The following is a 22,872-nucleotide window of genomic DNA, read 5'->3' on the forward strand; positions in this document are numbered from 1 at the left end:
CTCTTGTTTTACTGTTTTGGTGGCAATTCTTGAAGAAATTCCAATGCTTCATCAAATGTTTCTACACCAATGACTTTTGTTTTTGTGCCGATTTCTTCAGCTGTTCGTAACGCTTCCTTATAATTTGAATCTTCTCGGGCACCTTCTTTTGGGACAAAGAAATAATCGACACTAGCTTTATGGGCAGCAACAACCTTTTGTTCTACTCCACCAATTCTCCCTACATTTCCCTCTTCATTAATCGTTCCTGTACCCGCAATTTGATACCCTTTTGTTATATCTTCTTTCACTAATTGATTATAAATTTCAAGTGAAAACATTAATCCAGCTGATGGACCTCCTATTTTTGATACATCAATTGTGACGTCTGGAGAAAACGAGACCGTTCGATCAACAACAGGATATAAAATTCCTAGTCCTATACGTTCATCGCCACCACTAACTTCTTTTGGAAATGGTGCTGTTGTCGTGATGACTTCAAGAGTTTCTCCTTCCCGAGTAATCGTTAAAAGAATATCTTCTCCATTATCATTTTCAGCTACCTCTTCATTCAATTGCTCAATAGAAGTTACAGCAACACCATTTACAGAAGTAATTCGATCCCCAGGTTGTAATACTTTTTCAGCTGGCATTCCTTCAATAAATGAAGAGACCATAATTCCATGGTAATCAATCGATATGTTTTTATTTGCTCTTTCATACGCAATCATTTTTGCTGCCTCTTGAGAGCTAGCCATCATCATTGCTTGTCGATGAAAATATTCTTCATCTGTTTCTTCTGGTCCAACGATTTGTTCTTCTGGGATAATTTCTCGATAATCACTTAAATGGGCCCATGCGTAGAAATATGCATTTGCTTTTCCCATTTTTACAGTCGTTAACATAAACGACCCATTTTCTTCTTTAAAGCCACCTTCTACATCAATCACAGGCGCTAATGTTTTTGCTTCTCCAGGTTGAGTATAATAAAAAGGAAGCTGATAGAAATGTAATAGGAGTAAAATCGATAAGACAATCCACCGCATACGAAGTTTTGATTTTTTCTTATGTTCAATAACCATTGCTTTATTTCCCCTTCCAATTTTCAATTTCAGCTTTTATTTTTGGAAGTTGCTTTCTTGCTTCTTCCTCTCCTAGGGCGATGTATTCTTCTACATTAGTAAATGCAATCGAACTGGCTTGCCTTATCATCGGCTTCATCATAATCGTGGCATCAATCTCTTCTTTACGAACCATCTCTCGTTCCATGATATCTAATGTTTGTAGTATTACATCATATATTGATTGGATTTCTTTTTCAACTTGAAAATAAGAAACATCAACGGCAATCGTAATATCAGCCCCCATTTCTTTTGCGAGCGAAACAGGAACTCGATCAATGACTCCCCCATCAACGAGAAGACGATTGTCCATTTTAATAGGGACAAAGATACCAGGTATAGAAATACTTGCTCGAACAGCCTCTGGTAAATTGCCTTTTTTAAAAACAACTCGTTCCCCTGTTCTTAAATCGGTTGCCACTGTCCATACTGGCGGACTTAACTCATCAAGAGATTTTCCTTTTGATAACACCCTAATTAGTTCTGTCACTTTCTTTCCTGTGACAAACCCCATTTTTGGAACGGTAAAATCAACATAATATTTTCTTCTAAATAATGTTGCAAATCGTTCAAGATTTGGAATCGAGTGCCCAACCCCATATAAAGCACCGACAAGAGCCCCCATACTACTTCCAGCTATATAATCGATTGGGATCTTTTCTTCTGTTAATACTTTTAAAACTCCAATATGTGCAAACCCTCTTGCTCCTCCTGAACCAAGGGCTAATCCAATTTTTGGTCTCATTGTTACTACCTCCTATCATACGACTACAATTCCGTGTTTTCAATCATATGGTCTAAATTGCTGGACTATACGTATATTGATTAATGGGACATGTTTTATTCTTTATAATAGGGGGCAATGCAAGTGAATCCATCAAAAATAAAAACAATCGCTCTAGCCACACTTGCCATTTTTCTAGCGGCCTCACTTATGATTTTTCCACAAGAATCACTGGACGCTTCCATACGTGGTTTAACAATGTGGTGGGATGTTGTATTTCCATCATTACTTCCTTTTTTTATCGTTTCTGAATTACTAATTGGATTTGGTGTCGTCACATTTTTAGGGACGATATTAGAGCGGTTTATGAGACCATTATTTAAAGTTCCTGGTGAAGGTGGATTCGTCTGGGCTATGGGATTAGCATCTGGCTATCCAGCAGGCGCCAAACTTACTGCTCGATTACGTCAAGAAAAAAAATTAACACAGATCGAAGCAGAACGTTTAGTTACGTTTACGAATTCATCAAACCCACTCTTTATTTTTGGAGCAATTGCCGTTGGCTTTTTTCATAACCCAACATTAGGCATCATCTTAGCATTATCTCATTATTTAGGGAATCTATGTGTAGGAATATGTATGAGATTTCATGGATACTCAAAAGAAAAGACGATGAAAAAAAGTTCTCCTCCTCCCTTTTCTTTAAAGAAATCTCTTCAAGCTCTTCATGAGGAGCGAATTCGAGATGGAAGACCATTGGGGAAATTACTTGGAGATGCCGTCCAATCATCGGTCAATACATTATTAATGATTGGCGGATTTATTATTTTATTTTCTGTGTTAAACAAGTTATTAGGCTTAATTGAAGTCACCCACATATTATCGGTAGCCTTGTCCGTTGTTCTAGCCATTTTTCATATTCCAACTGAACTTAGTGTCCCATTAATCTCAGGATTATTTGAAATTACCCTTGGTGGACAAATGGCAAGTAATGTTGAGGATGCAACATTATTTCAAAAAGCTGTTGTGATGAGTTTTATATTAGCGTTTAGCGGACTTTCTGTTCAAGCTCAAGTAGCAAGTATACTAGCAGAGACAGATATTCGTTTTAAACCATATTTTATCGCTAGAATAATACACGGATTTCTTGCTGCTTTTTTCACTGTTATTTTTTGGAACCCCCTTTATGTGAACCAAGTGACAACAGATCATCCTACAGCTGTCCCTGTTTTCTTGCAGCAGCAATCTTACTCATGGTTCGTCGAAGGTTGGTCCTATTTGCTTCAATACGGGTCATTTTTCACCCTTGTTTGCTTATGTCTCTATGTCTTTATTCGTATGCGTCGCATGTCCTATCGATAAGTATATTAAGAAAAACGCGGGAGCGTCTTTTCGTTTCAAGCGAAGTGAGGAGCTTTCCCTCTAGAATAAGCTTTAAAAGCTTCACTGGTAGACTAAAATTTCTCTTATCTTTCAAAAAAGATGTCCAAAGCGCTTCTTGACTCGCTCGGACATCTTTTTGTATCTTTATTCTTGCCTGAATTTTTCTTGTAACGCTTTTTCCACTATATCTGGAACTAGATCGGAAACCGGAGCATTATACTTTGCCACTTCTTTTACAATACTTGAACTTAGATAAGAGTATTGATTGTTTGTCATCATAAAAAACGTTTCTACTTCTGATTTTAGTTTTCGGTTAATAGAAGCTGCTTGCATTTCATATTCAAAATCCGAGACAGCACGGAGTCCACGGATAATGACATTGGCTTGGCTTTTTGCGACATAATCAACGAGAAGACCATTAAAAGAATCGATTTCAACATTATCAATATGCTTTGTTACTTCTTCTAATAAACCTACTCTTTCTTCTATGCTAAACAACGGTTGTTTGTTTCGATTATGTAAAACAGCAACAATGACCTTATCAAATACATGCGCTCCTCGAGTAATAATATCAAGGTGTCCATATGTAACCGGATCAAAACTGCCTGGACATACTGCAATTTTCATTGTTGAATCCCCCTTTTATGTATCTATTCTATTGTAAATTGAAATCGTTGTATCTCCATATGTTTCTGATCGAATACATTGTAGAGATTCAATGATATTTGGTAACACAACATTATGGTCATGCTCAGCCATAATCATCCCATCATGACGTAAGAGCTCGTTGGTTGAAATAAATGTCAAATCCCGCTCTAGCTGCTGTTTTGCATAGGGAGGGTCCAAAAAGATACAAGTAAAATGTATATCTCTTTTCACAAGCGCTTTTAATGCTCTTGAAGCTTCATTCCGATAAACTTCTACTCTTTCTTCATAATTACAGCGCTTAACATTTTCTTTTATCACATCTACCGCTTTTTTTTGTTGGTCTACAAAGATCACTCTTTCCATGCCGCGACTTAGGGCTTCAATGCCTAAACTTCCACTACCACCATATAAATCTAAAGCTATACCCCCGTTAAAATAAGGCCCAATTATATTAAAGACAGCTTCCTTTACTTTATCTGTCGTTGGTCTTGTCATTGTTCCTGGAACCGCTTTAATTGGTTTTCCTTTATGCTCACCTGATATGACTCTCAAAGTAGATGTCACCTAACCTTCGACTTTTATTATCTTTCCTTATCCTATCACAAAATGATGAAAACATTAACAATATTCAAATGGGGATAGCCTATTATATCATCTTCTTTTTACATACAGAATATTTTTCAAACAGACGTATAGATTTTTATCCACTGGCGATACTAGGAGTAGCAACATTCAATCAATGTTGCGACAACCGCGGAGAAGGCTTACGTTTCCCCATAAGTTCTTCCTCCGGTTTCTCCTCTCCCATAGCCTTGTACATACTGAGTATGTTGTAGGGCACCTCGCAAGAATTTCTTGCGAGGATTTTTTTTTGTGATAACATAAATATTAGATTTTAATAGAATGTCGTAAATTTTGTTGAATAGCGAGTTTCATGTACAGCTTACAACATAAAATACGAATACAGCGTAATAAAAAAGGAGATATTCTATGGTTCAACGATTTATTGAAATAGGGGAAGGCTATTCTGATCTTTATGAATTAATTGAAATTGCCAATACAAATAAGCACCGTATTGACAAGCTAATTTGCTTACAAACCGTCAAGGACGAGAAAAAGATGTGCTCCTTTGTCGTCACATTACACCCTGCCTCTCCTGGTCATGTCTACCCCCTTTACATTTGTCGGGAAGGCATTCCGCAATTCTCATGGAAAGAAACAAGGCGCTATACACTCTTTACTTCACTCGCTGCAATACTGCAAAAAGAAATATTTACCATTGACGTTCGACATTCAAGTTCATTTCAGGAAAAAGATTTATATTATAGTTATATCATTGGTGTCCTTAGGATGAATCGAATTATCCCTCCTTTACAATAGCAAAACGGAAGCCATCTATTTTTGATGAGCTTCCACTTTATTATGAGTTCGTTTCATATTTGCTGAACTTTTCCCTTCCGTAACAGGAAATACCTTCACTTTCATTACAATAATAGCAAGAAACAGTATCAAGCTGGCACTAATAAATAACCCTCTTATTCCAATGATATTTACAATCACACCACCGATCATTGGTCCAAGCATTGTTCCTAAATACATTGCACTATTCGAAAATCCATATGTTCGACTTTCCATCCCGGTTGGAGCATAGTGTCGAATTAATGTATTTACAGCAGGTAGCAATCCCCCTAAGCATAGACCAAGTAAAAAACGCAAACAAATCAATTGCCAAAGCTCAACAACAAATGCTTGTGGGATAGAAAATATAGCTACACCAAGTAACGAATAAAAGAGGACATGTTGTGCACCTTTTTTATCACTTAATTTACCAAGTTGCGGAGAAGCAATCATATTGGCAAATCCCATTACTGACACAGCAACTCCTGCATAAAAAGCAACATTCGCTTCTGTTGTTAACTCTTGAACAAATAAGGAGAGAAGGGGATTTACTCCCATTATGGCAAGTTGGATACAGAATACAATGCAATATAACGAGAAGATCGGTCCTTTTGTTGTTATCGCTTTAAAATCTTGAATTGTATTTGTCTTTTCCATACCCGGAGATGGGGTAAAATCTTCTTTCACAAAAAAGAGAACAACAAATGCGGCAACCAAGATGACAGCACCCGTTACAAAAAAAATCATACGATAGCCAAATGCCTGTGCTAGTAAACCACCAAATAACGGCCCACAAATGGCACCTGAAACCGCTCCTGATTGTAATATTCCAAGCGCATATCCTACTCGTTCTTTCGGGGTATTCGTTGAAACAAGTCCAATTGAGGCAGGAATAAACCCTGAAATCACACCGTTTGCTAACCTTAAAAACAGTAACGATATCGGTCCAACCGCAAATCCAGTTAAACTAAGGACAACCGCCATTCCAAAGCCAGAACGTAAAATCATTGACTTTCTTCCATATTTATCAGCCATTCTTCCCCAAAAAGGGGAAAATAAAAAGGCGGTTAAAAAATTTGCCCCAAAAATTACCCCTGCCCATATAGCAATTTTATCGGGATCCGTTACCCCTAACTCTTGTAAATATAATGGCAAAAAGGGGATGATCATTGTCATTGCTGCGATCACCAAAAATTGACTTACAACTAAAATACATAGATTTCTTTTCCACATCTTCATGGCATTTCACTTCCTTACTCATCACCTATTATATATTTCGGATGCCGAAATACTCAATCCGGCTATAGTAAGGTATCAAAGTGGAAAAGAAGCAAATCATCTTGTTTTCTTACTTTTGCTTCTCTATGCTTAAAGATTTGATTTACTCTATATCCCTAAGGAAGATTTATGTAAGAAAAACACGGGAGCGTCTTTCCTTTCAAGCGAAGTGTATGATGAAACAACAAACACATCCCATGTCCCATTTTTGCGGTCAGAGCAGCCGTTATTTGTGAACATGATACGGGTTTCCGTTTTTTAGCGGCCACAGGAGCGTTTATTCACGCAAAAGCCACTCTATACCTAGCGAAATATTATGATTAACGGCTCCTATGTCCTCCAACGTTCCAAAACGCTAGCCATGTTCACAGATAACGGTTTTCATGGCCGCTTACTTACCATAAACAACAAAATTGCTTACGCGATAAACCCGCCCAAGTGTTGAATGATTCACTTGGGTCTTTTCTTTCAAGCGAAGTGCGAAGCCTTCGCTCTTCTACAATAAACTTTCAAAGCCTCACTGCTATAACAAAATTTTTATATTTTCATATATGTAAAAAAAGATACCCCAAAAGGTGTGTCCTTTTAGGATATCTTTCATAAACCCATGCGATAATCATATTCTTTCGCTTTATCTGGTTTTGCATTTTGATACTCTGTTTTAATAAATGGTCTCATCGAAACGTTTACACTTTTTACAAAATGAAATGATTCCAGCTTTTCAACCGTGGTTGAAACTTTGTTTTGATCACAATATAATATAACATACTTCATTTTCTTTGAAACATAATGAACATTTCCATATTTTCTTAATTGTCTAGCGTACTTTAAAGAATGTAACCAAACGGCGATTCCTTGCCTTTCACTAACAACCATGATTTGTTCTCCTTTGTCCTATCTTGAATCTGGTTATCACTAGTCTAGCATGTTCATTCTTAACGAGCAATAGCATTTGTACTTAAGTTGACAAAAAGGTGGTGAGCTTTTGCTTGCACAAGTTTGGTCGTTCTTTTTAGATGAAATAGAAAAAGAAAATACATACATCACATCAGTTACAAAAAAAGACCGTGCACAAATCCCTTTCGTTTATATTACAACGAAGGAACCGATTTCTTTAAAAAAACTGAATTCACATATTAAAGAAGTAGGAACTCGTGCCATGAAGGGGAAACGCTTGAATATGGACCTCCATTTTGTTCGCCAACAACAAAACATGTATGTATACCGAATACGGTTTCTCGTTCCAAGTGAGAAGATGTTTTGTTGTGGAAACGGATGTTTCGATTGCATTCGATTTACGAGCTAATGTTTTTGAAAATACAAGCTATTTTGCTAAGAATGCTGCACTTAGTGAAAATGGAGCAAAAAGCCATACGACTCATATAGAAAAAGAGAAGGCCGCTGAAATAAGTGAATTTTCCTTTCCCAGTGGCCTTCTCACATTTATTGTTGGTTAATTACATCCACAGCCGCCACCAGTACTACATCCCCCACTACATGACATGCTATCGAAATATGGATTACCTGTTGGGACTTTAATATGTTCAGAAACTTCATGAGCAATAATTTGACTTATTTCATTTAACAATTGCTCTAATTCTGTTTCTGCTTTTTTAAAGTCTGATACGGTTTTCTCACTGTCCATTGCCCGTTTTGCTACGCGAATCTCTGTTGAAACAACATCGTAATCTGGATGGTATCTCCCAAAACGTTGCACTTCCTCATAACGCTCTTTCCATTTGTTAAACTGTTGAATCAGTGTTTGTGCTTTTTTATCTTGAAGTAATTTATATCTACATTGCTGATAATGAGCAAAAGTATCTGAAGCAAGAATCATATCTGATAATTTTGCAGCTTCCTCTATAATATCAACAGATGTCATCGTCGTAATCATAGTGATGCACCTCCTGAATTCATTATACACAAATCCACTTAAAATTACATTCTAATGCTTGCCTCTGTTAATAATTCACAGCGCTTAGACTCTTTTAACTTTGCCATTAACTTCAGTAGTGCTTGGTCTTTTTTCTTTGCTTCTATCATGACATCAACCTGTTCTGCAGAAATATTCTCTAGAAAATGTAACAGCCGTTCATGATTTATAAAATCATGATGTCGTTTATCCATATCTCCTTCTTTAGGGCTAGACATATGAATTTTAATTGGCAACGGACTATTAGCCCATGTTTCTTTTATTCTATCCCATAATTCTATAATTGGTTCTTCACTTGGATTTAAATCATGATGATGCAAATCTAGAACAACTGGAATTCCAAGTTTTTCACCCAAATATAAAGCATCATTAATATTATAAATTGTATCATCATTTTCTAGTAGGATCATTTGGCTCAACGATTCAGGAATGATTGAAAAGTTTTCAATAAAAGTTTCTAACCCTTCCATTTTTCCATTTTTACTTCCACCTATATGCAATACGCAACGATGTTTTGGATCTATGTTCATTCCTTTTAATAATTTATAGTGATATAAGAGCGTTTGCATCGACCGTTGCGTAATTTCTTTAGATTGACTGTTAAGAACAACAAAATGGTCTGGATGAAAATCAACTCGCATTTGTTCTGCATGCACAAAATCTCCTAGATTTTTCAACTCTGCCGCTATTGCTTTTTCATACTTCCATCCTTCTGTATATGGATGATTAACTAAAGGGACAAGTTTAGAAGAAAAACGAAAAAATTCAATGTCATGTGCTTTGTTATGCTTTAATAAACGTAGCGTATTTTCAATATTTGATTTTGCGATTCGCTCTAAGCGTCCTAAACCCGCTTCTTGATTAGATAGTGTTGCAAACTGTTTAGCAGTCATTGTTTGAGAAGGAGAAGCATTTTTTAACATTTCACTCATCGCTACATATCCAAATCTTACAATCACAACGTTCGCCTCTTCTCTTTGTCCACCCTCTTTCATTTGACATCGAACCAATTACCTTCTATAATTTCCTCGATTGTATTAAATAAAGAAAGAGGGTGACGCTTTGAATTTTGTTACATTTAATCCGTTTCGAACGATTGGTATTCCTAATGTGAAATATGTGAAACCAGAGCATATGTTTGAAGAACGTGAAAAAATAAATGCTGCTGATATTTGTTTATATCCTGAAAATTGGCAAGTCAATGCTCTTGTTTATGGGATGAAGAAAAAAATATTCCCGAGCATCCAATCTATTCAGCTCGGTTTTAATAAAATTGAAGTAACTCGTGCACTATGGAGTGTTTGTCCTGAACATGTCCCAAAAACCGTCATTTTAGGAAGAAATGACACGAACATTAATAAAGTGTTTGCCATGTTTCCATTTCCGTTTGTTGCTAAAGAAATAAGAAGTTCAATGGGTAAAGGCGTATTTCTTATTGAAAACCAGTCACAATTTTATGAATATGCCGAAGCTAACCCCTACTTTTATGTTCAAGAATTTTTACCTATTGAACAAGATTTACGAATTTGTTTTGTTGGTGATCAAGTTGTCACAGCATATTCACGTAAAAATGAACATCATTCATTTCGAAATAATGTAGCCCAAGGTGGACAAATTTCCTTTGACAATATTCCCACTCATGCAATTGACCTTGTAGCGAAAACAGCTCGTGAACTCGGAATTAATCATGCTGGGTTTGATGTTGTCATGGCCGGAGGAAAAGCTTATTTTTTAGAATTTAATATTCTATTTGGAAATCAAGGGTTTCAACAAGCAGGTATCTCTGTTGAAAAAATCGTACATGACTACTTACTTTCATTGTAATTACTCTGTGATTTCTACCGTGAACTCTTCTTCTAACTCATAAGGCCTTCCGTCATTTTGAACAACTTCAATTTTGATTGTATGTTCTCCTTTCGGGAGGTCTTTAATGATAAATCCTGCTTTATAAATGGAATCAACAAATGCCCCATTTATATAAAGCTTTATGTGACCTTCTCCATCAACATGTGCGGCTCCTGTATTTTCCTTAGAAAAATGAAAATCATGAATAAAACATTCAATATATAAGTCATTTTCCTTAACTTCATGTCCAATTTCCATTTTCCTTGATTCATTACTCGTAGTCACCGTCACAACGCCATTTGATTGAAAGGGGATGACACGGTAATGGTGCGCTGTTTGTTCATTTTTAGGGACTTCCTCTCCACATGCGAAAATTAAAGGAGACGAAAACAAGAAAATGACTCCCAACGTTACTATACAAAATACATTCTTCATGATTATCCCTCCCACATTGTTTCTTTCTTAGTGTTTACTTTCTTTCAAATCTCATTCGTCCCATAAGAAAAACGCGGGAGGACTTTTCGTTTTAAGCGCAGTGCGGAGCCTACAATCTTCTAGAATAAGCTCTCAAAGCTTCACTGCTTTACCAACATTTTTATACATTTTTATAATGTTGAAAAAAAAACTCATAGCAAATTATAGTGCTATGAGTCAGGTTGAGTTGGCTGTTGTCCTTGATTTGTTACTGTACTTTGTAACATTTGAATCATCATCATTGCTAGGTTTAAATTGCCTTGCAATCGTTCAATTCGTTGTGGAAACGTTTTTCCATAAAATTGGTTTGCTTCTTGTTCTAATGTTGAAATGGTATGTGGTTCACGATTCAATTTTCGATACCAATGCGGATGTTGACGAACAAACTGTCTCAACTCAGGTTTATTCGTTAACTGCATATAAACGTCTCTTCGCATTGTGTACATCTCTCCTATTAGTGTTGTCTAAAAGAAAAAGGATCCTCTTGCTGAGGTTGCTGTTGTGCTTGTTGACTTTGCTGTCCTGGCTGCTGATTGGGCTGTCCTTGAAACGTTTGCATTAACCCTTGAATATTCGATAGCACACCGCTAAATTGAGTAATATGTTGCTGTAAGTCATTAATATTTATTTTCTTGATTAGATCCATAATGTTTAATTGATTGCTGTTTTCTTTATCTTTATCTTTATCCGTTTCCTCTTTCTGCGGTTCCTTTTTTTCCTCCTCTTGAACAACTTTCTCTGAAGTTATTTCTTTTTTGGAATACCCTTTTTTATAAGACGCCCAATCTTCATGATCCGGTCCTAACAATGTCCATTCTTCATACACATCCTGCCAGGATTTCCTTCCTTCTTTAACTTCTTTCACTAACAGTGGATGCTCTTTCACAAACTTCTTAAATTCCTGTACAGAAGGATGCAATGAGCGTTTTTTCCCCATTTTTGTCCCTCCTTTTCTAAATACAAATTCCATCCAAATTGTCTTCTCTACATTGTATAAAGATGCCCATTTATTGGTGAGCCCAATTTCTGAATGTTTTTCTTTAACACACATGATTTGCGGATCGTCTCGTTATGTTGCTATTATTAATAATGACTTTATGTAGAAGGGATTCGAATAAGATGGATGTCAGTAAACTAAGAGACCAATTTGAAACGTTCATTCAGAAAGCTTCTGATGAGGAATATAACGTACTATCATCGATATTAACCGGACTACAACAAAAACAAGAAGGGAACTTCAGAACCTATTTATCTGCCATAACCGATGTCAAACCAAAACAATTAGAAAATGGTGACTTTGAAATTTCCTGCCCGATCCGACCATTAATTGAAAACCCTTTAAAGATAGTTCATGGTGGGATGACAGCTACATTAATTGATAGTACAATGGGTGGTTTGTTAATATCAAACCTACCGGAAAACCAATCCGCTGTTACGGTGGAAATGAAGGTGAATTATATTCGACCAGGAATTGGTTCTCATCTTCGCTGTGTTGCTACCATCTTACATCAAGGAAAACAACTCTCTGTTGTTGAAGCAAAGGTATTTAATGATAAAAACCATCTTATTGCAACAGGAACAGGTACTTTCTTTACCATTACAAAAAAATAGGAGGAGTTACATGTTGGTAGCCGCTATTGTTATTCCTATTCTTTTTACGATTTTTTTATTTATTGTGAAAAAGGACAAAAAGAAATATAGATGCGAATGGGAGAACGTGGGAACAATTAAAGAAGTATCAAGTCTACGTGGAAAAATAATTAAACAATTGTCCGAAAAAAAACGGTATTATCAACATTTATATACAAGAAAAATCAGATTAACAATAGAAACCAAAGAAGGAGTACAATATGAGGTTATCTTTGAAAAGCCAATTAAAGATGGTCAGGATTACTCCTTTCCTGTCGGCACTATTATCCATGCGCATGGTCAATGGGTAGAAACTTTATTATTTCATGCCAATCGAATCGAAAAGCGGGATGTGGTTGAAAGGTTGAATTGACCTTTTTCCACATCCCGCTCTATTATTCATCTTTACCCACCAGATGCATTTATTTTTTCTGCTTGTTTATACGCATCGACCATTCCCCAAATCCATAAAATTGGCGTAGTAATAAAACCAATAATAATAAACATGAGTAACCCGGAAATAAAATAAGCGATAATAAACGCAATTCCCTTTGCAATTTGCCCATTATAAATTTGACCTAAACCGGCAAAGAAAAAACTTAACACAGCAGCAAGCCCAGCATTTTTCATATTTTTCCCCCTGACGTGTTGAACTTTACTCAATATTTAATAAATGTTTATCAGAGGGAATTTAGAACGGATTTAATTTAAAAATTGCCATGGTGTCATAAAATTTTGAGTATAATACAACTCATGTACACCGACTCCTAAATGAGTAAACTCATCACTTAATAAATTCACGCGATGCCCCTCACTATTTAACCAGCCCTCAACAGCAGCAATGGCATCTACATAATTTGCTGCAATATTTTCCCCAGCTGTTTGGTACTTTACATTTCCTTCTTGAAGCCTATCAACTAATTCCCCATGTTGAGGTGATTCATGAGAAAAAAATTCATTCGTACTCATATCTTCACTATGACCATAAGCAACAGAAGCAATTTTTTCATCCCATTCCAACGGTGGTTTATCATGTAGATATCGAATCGCATTTGTAATGTCGAGAATTTGTTGCTCTGCTCCTTTTTCAATGGCTTTCCATTCTTCTTCTGTCGGCTCATCTACCATTGGTAAGGAACCACGATAAGTAAGCGCATATGGACGTTGTTTTAGTAACACATCACCTTTAATATATCGTACACTAGATAGCTGCTCTGTAAATGTATCAAAATATAGTTGAATATAATTTCCATTATATTCAACAAGTGGCTGCGTTTGCAATTCCTCATCATTTAACTCAAATCGAAAAGATGCCCCCTCAGCTTGGATCGGCACTTGAGCAGTAATATCGACATGACGCATTATGTCATTGTAATCCGTTCCACTTACAAATGGATCACTAGCGATCGAACGACCAATCCCGTAAATCGTGACGACTTCATCTTTTTCAATTCCTACTTGGATATAACCATCATCTTCAACATAATATATCCACCAATCATATCCATATAAAGAAGGATCAATTCTCTTTGGTTCCCCTAGTTGTTTCACAACTTCCTCCGTGGATTCTCCGAGTAATACATCTAATGTAAATTCAAGATTTTCATTTTCTTCTTCAAGCTCATCTTCCATTTTCACAACAGGTTCCACTTGTTCCTCTTCATGAGGAATAATGAGTTCCGCCAGTTGCTCGATGTTTTCCCTTTCGCTTTGTTCAGTTGACAACATGGGCCACACAAATACAAATGCCACAAGTAGAAAAAGCGAACACATTGTTACAACCCCACAGCCTAAACGATTCATAAGATGCTCCTCTCTCTCTTTATAGTGTTGTTATGTAAGGTTCTCGCTCTTTATTCGTATTCCTGCCAAGAAAATCTTATCCGACAATAATAGAATGGATACGTTGTAATCAGACAAAAATCGAAGGAAGAATATATGAAGAAAAACGCGAGAGCGTCTTTTCTCTCAAGCGAAGTGCGGAGCCTTGGCTTGAGAGAAATAGCTTTCAAAGCTTCCCTTCTTTTGCTCAATTTTTATATTTTTTTCAAAAAAAAAAAGAGTGCCACTATCGGCACTCTTCATTAACTTAATGATGAACTTCTGGTCGTTCTGAAATTTCACTAAGAGCAAAACCAGCTTCATCACTTGAACTTGTATGAACCGCTAAATCACCAAGAGCAACAATCCCCACCAATTGATTGTTTTCCACAATCGGTAAACGGCGGATTTGTTTTTCTGCCATCATTTTAGCCGCTTCATCAATGCCCATATCTGGTGTTGCTGTAATTAAATTTTCACTCATAATTTCTGTCACTTGAGTCGAGTTAGGACGTTTTTCTGCTACCCCTCGTATGACAATATCTCTATCTGTAATCATCCCCATAAGCTGTTTTTCTTCACATATTGGGATGGCACCAACATTTAATTCTTTCATCTTAACAGCGACTTCAAATACATTATCGACAGGTGTACAATATTCAACATTTGTAGTCATAACATCGCGTAAATGTTCCATTGAAATTCCTCCTTTTTAATAACGTTCTCAGTTAGGATAACCAACAACGAAAAAGGACATTCTACAGCAAAGAAGTTGGTTTATGTTTTAATTTTCATCCAATTAAAGGCTCGTCATAAAAGATTCACCAATAGACGTTGCATCTTCGGTTGTTTCATACTATCATTATAGAAGTATAAAGCCGTATTTGCTCTAGGAGGGAAAAATATGAAGTTTGAATCAATTGGTTTAGGTGATAAAGAATTTAAATTTTCAACATTGCAACACGCCGCTGAGTCTGCTGGGTTTATCCATGCAGGGCAATGGGATTATGAGCGAGTGACATTTGATTATAAAATGGCTTCGACTGAACATAACGTTACATATTTCTTACGTGTTCACGCTTATGCAATTGAAGGAGATATTCCTTCACCAGATGCTAAAGTGAAACTTCTTGACCCAATTTTAGGGAAGCATTACTATCCACATGGTGTCGAGTATGAAAACGAGGAGTTTCCAAATACAATTGTCACAAAAAGCAAGCAAAAGCTTGAATTGCTTAAAGAAAAATTAGAGCAACAATAAAAAAACAAGTAACTTGAGGAATGTTCTCAAGTTACTTGTTTTTTATTATAGTAATCAACCGATAACTTTCTTCATATGGATAAAGTACATACGAAAGGTCTAAATTTTCCACTTCAACATGGCCAAAACGGTCTGTTGTTTCTTCCACTTCAATTACATTTGCATAATACTCACCATGCTCATTTATTTGAACATCACCAATGTCTTGTTGCAACACTTGAAGTGTTTGACTGTTATCTTGCAGGTCACTTACATATCTTCGAACAGCATGGTAAAAGGTTGTATTAGCTACTAAATACGGTTCAACATCATTGAATTTACCACCGTTTACAGCATCAACTAATTGATTTTTATATTCAACGATAAATTTGGCGACATCTTGTTCTTCTTCTTGAGATACGCTTGTTAACTCTCCAATGTCCTGGTTACAGCCAACTAATAGTAGTAATAGTACAAGAATTATTATTTGTTTCCAATGTCTCATGTTTGTACTCCTTTTTGTAAGTCTATAAAAAGAGTAAAACAAACGATTAGAAACTGCAACTTTTTATGATTGGAAATGTACAGCTTCTACTTTAACATCAAATAAGCCAACTTTAAAACCTGTCATTTCTTCAAGTTCAGATATCACTAATGATTGAAACGTTTGAATCAATGTTGGCAAACATTCACCATATAAAATCGAGACTTTCGCTATTATGTGTAGCTGATTGTCATGGAAGGATATTTCGATTCCATTTTTAAAATCTTTTCGAATCCATGTTTTTACTTGGTCTTTTAATAAGGGAAGCGGTTGTAATTTAGGTTTCATTTCCTCTATAACATGATCACATAAATCCAAAACAATTTGCTCGCTCATGTACAAGTGTCCATCCTCTAAAATTTTCGCAATCACTTTCATCAATCCTTTCCTTTATTTTGAAAGGCCTTACACAATAAATCTTTTCAAAAACATAAGTAAATTTCTGTTCATCTTTGTCCTAACATACTATAATATGATATAGATGGCTATTTATCAGAAAGGGGTTTAAAATTGTCCTATATTTTCTCAAAACGTATACTCTTCACCATACTAGCAATTATTGCGCTCATTATTATTGGATATTATGTTTTGCCAGTTTCTGTCCCACTTCTTTTAGCTTTTTTTACAGCACTTGTTCTTACACCGTTCGTTGAACTCCTTTTAAAAAAAGCGAAAGTGAAGCGAAATATAGCTGTCATGTTGGTCTTTGTATTATTTGTATGCTTTATTGGGCTTAGTGGTTACTTTATTGTAACTAAAGCCGTTACTCAGGGAGTGCAACTCGTTGAAAACCTTCCGACTTATATAAATGATATTAATCGAGCTTGGATAGATTTCCAAAAAAATCTAGAAGACAGCTATGAAGATTTACCTCCTGATCTCGTATATGAAATTAATGCACAAGTTAGTTCGTATTTAACAACACTACGCCGCGATATTGGCGACCGAAATTTAATTGATGATATCACATCACTCGTAACGAAAATACCTGCATACCTAGTTCAATTTATTGTTTATTTAATTGCTTTATTTTTGTTTATGTTGGAATTACCAAGGCTCAAAGTTAAATTATATTCTTATTTCTCAGAAAAAACAGCAGACCGTGTTAATTTTATGGTGTCACGACTCATGTATGTAATTTCTGGCTTTATTAAAGCACAATTTTTAGTCAGTATTGTTATATTTGCTGTTTCCTTAATTGGATTGCTTATCATCGTTCCAGAACTTGCCCTTTTAATGGCGTTTATTATTTGGATTATTGATTTCATTCCAATCATAGGGTCGATTGCTATTCTCGGACCTTGGGCGCTCTTTCATTTATTCACAGGTGACATTGCTCTTGGATCACAACTTTTAATTTTAGCTGGAATATTACTAGTTATTAGAAGAACTGTTGAACCAAAAGTAATGGGCCAACATATCGGTTTATCCCCATTAGCGACATTAATTGCAATGTATATTGGATTGATGTTATTTGGGGTAATGGGCTTCATTATCGGTCCATTAATTGTGATTGCTTTTACTTCAGCAAAAGAAGCTGGCATCATTAAAATGAACTTTAAGATTTAACGAAAAAAAGCAAAGGGTAAAACTGCACATTTTCTTTCATGGAAAACAATCGTAGTTTCAACCTTTGCTTTTTTTTAACGAGGGGGCGTTTATTCTTGGAAATTACTACGATTACGGAACAAGATTATCCACAGCTTTCTAAGCTAATGATTAGTTTAGGATACCCTACAACAAAAGAAGAAATGGAATCAAGATTAACTACCATTTCAAAGCATCCTGATTATGAAACCTTCATAGCCAAACAAAATCAACAAATTGTTGGTATGGTTGGTGCTTGTCACCAGTTAGCTTATGAAAAAAACCATACATATGTCAGAATCATTTCCATGGTTGTGGAAGAAAACTATCGTAAACAAGGAATTGGGAAAAAGCTAATTGAAGTGGTGGAACATTGGGCCAAAGGAAAAGGAGCCCATGCTATCGTCCTTAATAGTGGCAATCGCAAGGAAAGAAAAATTGCCCATTTGTTTTATCAAAAACTTGGATTCATCGGTAAAAGTACAGGATACTATAAAGTTATTTTATGACGCCTTTAAGAAATGATTCTTAAAGGTGTTTTCACGTTCACCTGAATTTTTCGGTCAGAGCACCCGTTATTTGTGAACTTGATACGGGTTTCCTTTTTTAGCGGCCACAGAAGCGCTTATTCACGCAAAAGCTAAAAAAGCACGGAAAAAGTATAGTTCTACTTTTTCCGTGCCTGCTTACGTTATTATTATTAATAATATGGAGAAATCATTAAATACACGAGTACGCCAGTTAAGCTTACATAAAGCCACAATGGCATTGTCCACCTCGCCAATTTTCGATGGCGTTCATTCTCGCCATTCCATGCTCTTGCCACTGCTGTTAGTGCTAATGGGACGATAACAGCGGCTAAAACAATATGAGTAATGAGAATAAAGTAATATACCCCTTTTAACCAGCCGTCTCCACCATAAGGAGTCGATGTCGTTAATAAGTGATGCCCGATATATGTGACTAAAAATAATGTTGTTGTAATAAAAGCTGCGTAAATAAATCTTCGATGTAAGGTGACATTTTTCTTAATAATGGCAACCAGAGCAATCAATAAAAAGAAAAAGGTAAACGTATTAAATATCGCGTTCATCATTGGCAAAATACGAACGTCAAATAAATCAAAGCCTTCAACCGGTGGGATGCGAGATAAAAGAACAACAACACCGTTTATAATAATCGTTAATATAATAATTAATGGCTTATAATTCCGTTTTTTTGCTAGTCCAGTATATTCTGACATGTATTTCACTCCAATCTGTCTGTTTTCAGTCAAGCCTCTCTCATTATACACAATATGAGCGAAAAAACGCAGAAAAAACATTACAAAAAGATGAACTTTACCGTGAAGGTCAAACATTTTGAAAAAAACAGGATGTGAATACACATCCTGTTTCATTACTTAATATTTTGTTACCCCTAAAAGTAACATTAACGCGGCAACTGTTATCACGGCAATCACCATGCCTGATACCATAAACGTATTGACCCAACCATGGTCTTTATCTTTCATATGCATAAAGAAAAGCAATTGAAGAAACAGTTGAATCACCGCTAAAATTAATATAAACGGTACAGCAAATGATGCAGGAACAACATCACTCGCAACAGCAACAAAGGCGAGAATCGTTAAGAAAATCATCAATGCAAACGAAACAACTTGCTTTTTCTGTTCTGCATTTGTTTTTCTTTTTTCTTCCTCTGTCATTGCACTTTTTGCAAATGGTTGACTTAAGTTATCTCCCATATGATTAGCCCCCTATTCCCATGAGATAAACCACACTAAAGATGAATACCCAAACAACGTCAATAAAGTGCCAGTACAAACTTGCAACATAGAATTTAGGCGCATTTGTAAGGGTAATTCCCGAACGTCTGTAACGAACTAACAACGTCGTAATCCAAAGTAATCCAAACGCAACGTGAGCCCCATGAAGTCCAACTAATGAGTAGAACGCTGAAGCGAACGCACTAGTAGAATACCCTAAACCATAGTGGTGGTAATACTCATAAAACTCATAAACCTCTAGTCCTAAGAATGCAAGGCCTAGTAACACAGTAATAATCATCCAAACCATCATTTTTCTAAACTGGTTTTTCTTCATCGCATACATTGCAAGAACACTTGTTAAACTACTTGTTAATAAAATCATTGTCATAATAAAAACAAGTGGCAATGCGAAAATTTCTTGCGGGGTTGGTCCATCACCAACACCGCCTTTTAATCCTAAATAGGTTCCAAAGAATGTCGCAAATAAGACTGTTTCTCCACCAAGGAAAAACCAAAAACCTAAAAACTTATTTTTACCTTCAAGGGTTGCTCTCTCTGGATGAGGAGGAAGCCCTTTTGAATGATCAATTGCACCTGCCATAGTAGCTTACCTCTCTTCCTTAATATCTTTTACTGGAATATAGTATCCATGGTCTTCTTTAACAGAACGTGTGAACATCGCACCGAAAGTAATGACAAGACCAGCAACCGCAACGATGAGTGGTTCAATAACTGGGTTGTCGAAGCCCATCATAACAAAACCAAATCCAGCAACGAACAAACCAAATGACATGACAAATGGGATAAATGAACCATTTGGCATATGAATATCTGCTAACGGCTCAGCCGGTTTCATTTTGCCATCACCATGAACTTTTTCGTAGAACAACGGATCTAACGAACGAACTAATGGTGTTTGCGCAAAGTTATACTCTGGTACTGGATGTGCACAAGCCCATTCCAATGTACGTGCATCCCAAGGGTCTTGACCTGTTTGTTGATCTTTACGATAAGCAGAATAAATCACGTTAATCACTAAAACGATAATACCTGCTGACATAAAGAATGTTCCAATTGTACTAATCATATTCATTCCATCTAAGCCTTGGTCGCCAAGGTAAGTGTATACACGACGTGGCATACCCATTAAACCTAAGAAATGCTGAATGAAGAAAGTTAAATGGAATCCAATATAAAATAGTGCAAAGAAAAGTTTACCTAATGTTTCATTTAATTTATGACCAAACATAAGCGGATACCAGTAGAATAATCCAGCAAATAAGGCCATAACGATACCACCAACAATAATGTAGTGGAAGTGAGCAACAACGAAATAAGTATCATGGTATAAATGGTCAACAGGAGCCATTGCAAGCATTACCCCAGTTACCCCACCAAGTACAAACGTTGGTACGAAAGACGAAGCAAATAACATCGCTGTATTAAATGTGATTTTTCCGCCCCACATTGTAAATAACCAGTTAAAGATTTTAATCCCTGTCGGAACTGCAATCATCATTGTAGCAACAGCGAAAATAGAGTTAGAAATAGGTCCTAAACCAACGGTAAACATGTGGTGAACCCAAACCATGAATCCTAAAAACGCGATAATGATCGTTGCAAATACCATGGCAGTATATCCAAATAGACGCTTTCTTGAGAACGCTGGAATAACTTCAGAAATAATACCAAAAGCAGGTAATACAAGGATGTATACTTCAGGGTGACCGAAAATCCAGAAAATATGCTGCCATAACACAGCGTTTCCACCCATATCTGGAATAAAGAATTGTCCATCAAATAAACGGTCTAGCATTAGAAGCGCTAAACCAGCTGCTAATGGTGTGAAAGCAAATAAGATTAACATAGATGTAATAAAAGATGTCCAGACAAACAATGGTAATCTCATCATTGTCATTCCCGGAGCTCTCATATTGATAATCGTAACGAGGAAGTTAATCGCTGACAACAATGTCCCGATACCAGCTACCTGTAATCCTAGTACATAAAAATCAAGTCCACTTCCTGCGTAATCTCGACTCGATAACGGTACATATGCCGTCCAACCAGCATCTGGACCACCACCAAAGAACCAACTTAAATTAACAAGAAATGCCCCAAAAAAGAAAATCCAAAATCCTAATGAGTTAACAAATGGGAACGCAACGTCACGAGCTCCAATTTGCAAAGGAACAACAAAGTTCATAAATGCAAAAAGAAGAGGTGTTGCCACGAAAAATAACATGACGGTTCCATGCATTGTTAGTAGCTCATTAAACGTTTGCCCGCTTACAAAACTATTATCTGGATACATGAGCTGAATTCTCATAAAAACAGCCATGATACCAGCTTGAACGAAATAAAGTGTACCAGCGATTAAATATAAAATCGCAATTTTTTTATGGTCAACGGTTGTTAACCAATCCCATAATACACTTTTTGACTTTGTATTAGTAGCCAATGGGGTTACCTCCTTATTCTATTGATAACGAACGCAAGTATGCAATTAACGCTGTCATATCTTCTTCACTCATGTCAGGGTAGGCTAACATGTTGTTACCTTGCTTTAATGATTCAGGATCACGAATCCAAGCTTCTAAGTTTTCATCCGTGAAATCAAGATAACCTGCAATCGTTTTACGGTTTGCAAAGTTATTTAAAGCTGGACCACTCGCAGTACCCATACCATTAACAGCATGACAACCTAAACAGCCATTATTTTCGAATACTTCTCGTCCTTGTTGTGCTAATGCTTCTTGAGGTTCAGGAGGCTCTTGCATCCCTGCTACCCATGCATCATATTCATCTCTTTCTAATGCGATAAGTTTGAAGTCCATTAAAGCATGTTCTGGTCCACATAACTCAGCACATTTTCCTTTAAATATACCTGGCTCATCAGCTTGTAGCCAAAGGTGATTCGTAATTCCTGGGATTGTATCCACTTTTCCTCCAAGTGCTGGTACCCAGAAAGAGTGAATGACATCTTGTCCGTGCAGTTCAAATACAACTTTCTCACCTACTGGAATATACACGTCTTGACCAGCGGTAAATCCTTCATCTTCGTAATCGAACTGCCACCAGAACTGATGTCCTGTTACTTTAATCGTAACGGTATGATCGCCTTCTGGTTCAGTATCAGCTAACATAAACGACCCTGTGATCGTTGGAACAGCTAAGATAGCTAATAAAATAATTGGAATTACTGTCCACGTAATTTCTAACGCAGTACTACCATGAACCTGTTTTGGATATGCATCGTCACCAGGTTTTCTTCTAAATTTAAATAAAATAATAAAGAAGATCGAAAATACAACAACGGCTACAAAAATCATGATGACTAAAGATAGAATCATGTAATCATATAACCACTGTGATTGTGGCCCTTTTGGATCAAGAGCCGTTAAATTTTCCTCACCACAACCAGCTAACAATAACGCAAGCAGAGTTAATGGAAGAAAACGTAATACACTTTTCCAGTTTTCCATCTGAAAACAAAC

At 36.3% G+C, this 22,872-nt stretch carries 30 protein-coding genes; 9 read left to right on the forward strand and 21 right to left on the reverse strand.

Translation table 11 applies throughout. The features are described from left to right. Positions 1-8: 8 nt before the first annotated feature. The gene (locus T323_RS0117235; RefSeq protein ID WP_026674393.1) at positions 9-1,061 is read right to left on the reverse strand and encodes a SepM family pheromone-processing serine protease; all 1,053 of its coding nucleotides are present in this window, start codon (positions 1,059-1,061) and stop codon (positions 9-11) included. A 4-nt stretch (positions 1,062-1,065) separates the two neighbouring features. Further along, a complete protein-coding gene (locus T323_RS0117240; protein ID WP_026674394.1) occupies positions 1,066-1,845 on the reverse strand; it encodes a patatin-like phospholipase family protein in 780 nt (259 codons plus the stop codon). A gap of 123 nt (positions 1,846-1,968) precedes the next feature. Between T323_RS0117240 and spoVV the strand changes: the two genes are divergently transcribed. After that, on the forward strand, positions 1,969-3,186 hold the full coding sequence (gene spoVV / locus T323_RS0117245; RefSeq protein ID WP_156942469.1) for a dipicolinic acid transporter SpoVV: 1,218 nt from the start codon (positions 1,969-1,971) through the stop codon (positions 3,184-3,186). 165 nt (positions 3,187-3,351) lie between these two features. Here the strand turns inward: spoVV and coaD are convergent, their stop codons facing one another. After that, positions 3,352-3,834 (reverse strand): pantetheine-phosphate adenylyltransferase, encoded by a 483-nt coding sequence (gene coaD / locus T323_RS0117250; protein WP_026674396.1) that lies wholly within the window; start codon positions 3,832-3,834, stop codon positions 3,352-3,354. A gap of 15 nt (positions 3,835-3,849) precedes the next feature. Next, entirely contained in the window at positions 3,850-4,407 is a 558-nt protein-coding gene (rsmD, locus tag T323_RS0117255; protein ID WP_026674397.1) for a 16S rRNA (guanine(966)-N(2))-methyltransferase RsmD, read from the reverse strand. Between the two features lie 438 nt (positions 4,408-4,845). Between rsmD and T323_RS0117260 the strand changes: the two genes are divergently transcribed. Then, positions 4,846-5,235: a DUF7147 family protein gene (locus tag T323_RS0117260; RefSeq protein WP_026674398.1), complete on the forward strand. Its 390-nt coding sequence runs from the start codon at positions 4,846-4,848 to the stop codon at positions 5,233-5,235. A gap of 15 nt (positions 5,236-5,250) precedes the next feature. On the opposite strand, the gene T323_RS0117265 is transcribed toward T323_RS0117260, so the two are convergent. Together T323_RS0117265 and T323_RS0117270 are read right to left on the reverse strand one after the other, a co-directional pair. After that, on the reverse strand, positions 5,251-6,492 hold the full coding sequence (locus tag T323_RS0117265; RefSeq protein ID WP_026674399.1) for an MFS transporter: 1,242 nt from the start codon (positions 6,490-6,492) through the stop codon (positions 5,251-5,253). Between the two features lie 636 nt (positions 6,493-7,128). Further along, complete coding sequence (locus T323_RS0117270) at positions 7,129-7,407, reverse strand: YlbG family protein (protein ID WP_026674400.1); 279 nt, start codon at positions 7,405-7,407, stop codon at positions 7,129-7,131. 109 nt (positions 7,408-7,516) lie between these two features. Here T323_RS0117270 and T323_RS0117275 point away from each other — a divergent pair, with 109 nt between their 5' ends. After that, positions 7,517-7,837 carry a hypothetical protein gene (locus T323_RS0117275; protein ID WP_026674401.1) on the forward strand — a complete coding sequence of 107 codons (321 nt, stop codon included), beginning with the start codon at positions 7,517-7,519 and terminating at the stop codon, positions 7,835-7,837. Positions 7,838-7,984: 147 nt separating this feature from the next. Here the strand turns inward: T323_RS0117275 and T323_RS0117285 are convergent, their stop codons facing one another. Both T323_RS0117285 and uvsE read right to left on the reverse strand, forming a co-directional pair. Beyond that, positions 7,985-8,425: a YlbF/YmcA family competence regulator gene (locus T323_RS0117285; RefSeq protein WP_026674403.1), complete on the reverse strand. Its 441-nt coding sequence runs from the start codon at positions 8,423-8,425 to the stop codon at positions 7,985-7,987. A 44-nt stretch (positions 8,426-8,469) separates the two neighbouring features. After that, the gene (gene uvsE, locus T323_RS0117290; protein WP_026674404.1) at positions 8,470-9,423 is read right to left on the reverse strand and encodes a UV DNA damage repair endonuclease UvsE; all 954 of its coding nucleotides are present in this window, start codon (positions 9,421-9,423) and stop codon (positions 8,470-8,472) included. A 103-nt stretch (positions 9,424-9,526) separates the two neighbouring features. Between uvsE and T323_RS0117295 the strand changes: the two genes are divergently transcribed. Then, on the forward strand, positions 9,527-10,288 hold the full coding sequence (locus T323_RS0117295; RefSeq protein WP_026674405.1) for an ATP-grasp domain-containing protein: 762 nt from the start codon (positions 9,527-9,529) through the stop codon (positions 10,286-10,288). Here T323_RS0117295 and T323_RS28085 read toward each other — a convergent pair whose 3' ends face one another. The 3 genes from T323_RS28085 to ylbD form a co-directional block, all read right to left on the reverse strand. After that, positions 10,289-10,744: a hypothetical protein gene (locus tag T323_RS28085; RefSeq protein ID WP_051556582.1), complete on the reverse strand. Its 456-nt coding sequence runs from the start codon at positions 10,742-10,744 to the stop codon at positions 10,289-10,291. A 209-nt stretch (positions 10,745-10,953) separates the two neighbouring features. Beyond that, positions 10,954-11,220 (reverse strand): YlbE-like family protein, encoded by a 267-nt coding sequence (locus tag T323_RS0117305; protein ID WP_026674406.1) that lies wholly within the window; start codon positions 11,218-11,220, stop codon positions 10,954-10,956. Positions 11,221-11,237: 17 nt separating this feature from the next. Then, the gene (gene ylbD, locus T323_RS0117310) at positions 11,238-11,720 is read right to left on the reverse strand and encodes a spore coat protein YlbD (RefSeq protein WP_026674407.1); all 483 of its coding nucleotides are present in this window, start codon (positions 11,718-11,720) and stop codon (positions 11,238-11,240) included. A gap of 182 nt (positions 11,721-11,902) precedes the next feature. On the opposite strand from ylbD, the gene T323_RS0117315 reads away from it, so the two are divergent. After that, the gene (locus T323_RS0117315) at positions 11,903-12,394 is read left to right on the forward strand and encodes a PaaI family thioesterase (RefSeq protein WP_026674408.1); all 492 of its coding nucleotides are present in this window, start codon (positions 11,903-11,905) and stop codon (positions 12,392-12,394) included. A gap of 10 nt (positions 12,395-12,404) precedes the next feature. After that, a complete protein-coding gene (locus T323_RS0117320) occupies positions 12,405-12,785 on the forward strand; it encodes a hypothetical protein (protein ID WP_026674409.1) in 381 nt (126 codons plus the stop codon). A gap of 32 nt (positions 12,786-12,817) precedes the next feature. On the opposite strand, the gene T323_RS0117325 is transcribed toward T323_RS0117320, so the two are convergent. The 3 genes from T323_RS0117325 to T323_RS0117340 all read right to left on the reverse strand — a co-directional run bounded on the left by T323_RS0117325 (position 12,818) and on the right by T323_RS0117340 (position 14,930). Continuing rightward, the gene (locus tag T323_RS0117325; RefSeq protein ID WP_026674410.1) at positions 12,818-13,042 is read right to left on the reverse strand and encodes a hypothetical protein; all 225 of its coding nucleotides are present in this window, start codon (positions 13,040-13,042) and stop codon (positions 12,818-12,820) included. 72 nt (positions 13,043-13,114) lie between these two features. Continuing rightward, the gene (locus T323_RS0117330; RefSeq protein WP_035179105.1) at positions 13,115-14,215 is read right to left on the reverse strand and encodes a CAP domain-containing protein; all 1,101 of its coding nucleotides are present in this window, start codon (positions 14,213-14,215) and stop codon (positions 13,115-13,117) included. 286 nt (positions 14,216-14,501) lie between these two features. Next, a complete protein-coding gene (locus T323_RS0117340; RefSeq protein ID WP_026674412.1) occupies positions 14,502-14,930 on the reverse strand; it encodes a CBS domain-containing protein in 429 nt (142 codons plus the stop codon). A 207-nt stretch (positions 14,931-15,137) separates the two neighbouring features. On the opposite strand from T323_RS0117340, the gene T323_RS0117345 reads away from it, so the two are divergent. Beyond that, entirely contained in the window at positions 15,138-15,494 is a 357-nt protein-coding gene (locus tag T323_RS0117345) for a YugN family protein (protein ID WP_026674413.1), read from the forward strand. A 31-nt stretch (positions 15,495-15,525) separates the two neighbouring features. On the opposite strand, the gene T323_RS0117350 is transcribed toward T323_RS0117345, so the two are convergent. Together T323_RS0117350 and T323_RS0117355 are read right to left on the reverse strand one after the other, a co-directional pair. Continuing rightward, positions 15,526-15,978, reverse strand: a complete 453-nt coding sequence (locus tag T323_RS0117350) for a TcaA NTF2-like domain-containing protein (RefSeq protein ID WP_026674414.1) — start codon at positions 15,976-15,978, stop codon at positions 15,526-15,528. Between the two features lie 63 nt (positions 15,979-16,041). Further along, positions 16,042-16,395 (reverse strand): Asp23/Gls24 family envelope stress response protein, encoded by a 354-nt coding sequence (locus T323_RS0117355; RefSeq protein WP_026674415.1) that lies wholly within the window; start codon positions 16,393-16,395, stop codon positions 16,042-16,044. Positions 16,396-16,527: 132 nt separating this feature from the next. On the opposite strand from T323_RS0117355, the gene ytvI reads away from it, so the two are divergent. After that, on the forward strand, positions 16,528-17,586 hold the full coding sequence (ytvI, locus tag T323_RS0117360; protein WP_026674416.1) for a sporulation integral membrane protein YtvI: 1,059 nt from the start codon (positions 16,528-16,530) through the stop codon (positions 17,584-17,586). Between the two features lie 95 nt (positions 17,587-17,681). Further along, positions 17,682-18,113, forward strand: a complete 432-nt coding sequence (locus T323_RS0117365) for a GNAT family N-acetyltransferase (RefSeq protein WP_035179110.1) — start codon at positions 17,682-17,684, stop codon at positions 18,111-18,113. Positions 18,114-18,304: 191 nt separating this feature from the next. Here T323_RS0117365 and T323_RS0117370 read toward each other — a convergent pair whose 3' ends face one another. From T323_RS0117370 to coxB, 5 genes are all read right to left on the reverse strand, one after another. Beyond that, positions 18,305-18,847 (reverse strand): DUF420 domain-containing protein, encoded by a 543-nt coding sequence (locus T323_RS0117370; RefSeq protein ID WP_026674418.1) that lies wholly within the window; start codon positions 18,845-18,847, stop codon positions 18,305-18,307. Between the two features lie 159 nt (positions 18,848-19,006). Next, positions 19,007-19,351 (reverse strand): cytochrome C oxidase subunit IV family protein, encoded by a 345-nt coding sequence (locus tag T323_RS0117375; protein ID WP_026674419.1) that lies wholly within the window; start codon positions 19,349-19,351, stop codon positions 19,007-19,009. A 4-nt stretch (positions 19,352-19,355) separates the two neighbouring features. Continuing rightward, positions 19,356-19,976 carry a cytochrome (ubi)quinol oxidase subunit III gene (locus T323_RS0117380; protein WP_026674420.1) on the reverse strand — a complete coding sequence of 207 codons (621 nt, stop codon included), beginning with the start codon at positions 19,974-19,976 and terminating at the stop codon, positions 19,356-19,358. A gap of 6 nt (positions 19,977-19,982) precedes the next feature. After that, the gene (ctaD, locus tag T323_RS0117385; RefSeq protein WP_026674421.1) at positions 19,983-21,836 is read right to left on the reverse strand and encodes a cytochrome c oxidase subunit I; all 1,854 of its coding nucleotides are present in this window, start codon (positions 21,834-21,836) and stop codon (positions 19,983-19,985) included. A 13-nt stretch (positions 21,837-21,849) separates the two neighbouring features. Continuing rightward, positions 21,850-22,860 (reverse strand): cytochrome c oxidase subunit II, encoded by a 1,011-nt coding sequence (gene coxB, locus T323_RS0117390; RefSeq protein WP_026674422.1) that lies wholly within the window; start codon positions 22,858-22,860, stop codon positions 21,850-21,852. Positions 22,861-22,872 lie beyond the last annotated feature (12 nt).

This window comes from Alkalihalobacillus bogoriensis ATCC BAA-922, from assembly GCF_000621445.1.
Taxonomy (GTDB): Bacteria; Bacillota; Bacilli; order Bacillales; family Bacillaceae_F; genus Bacillus_AO; species Bacillus_AO bogoriense.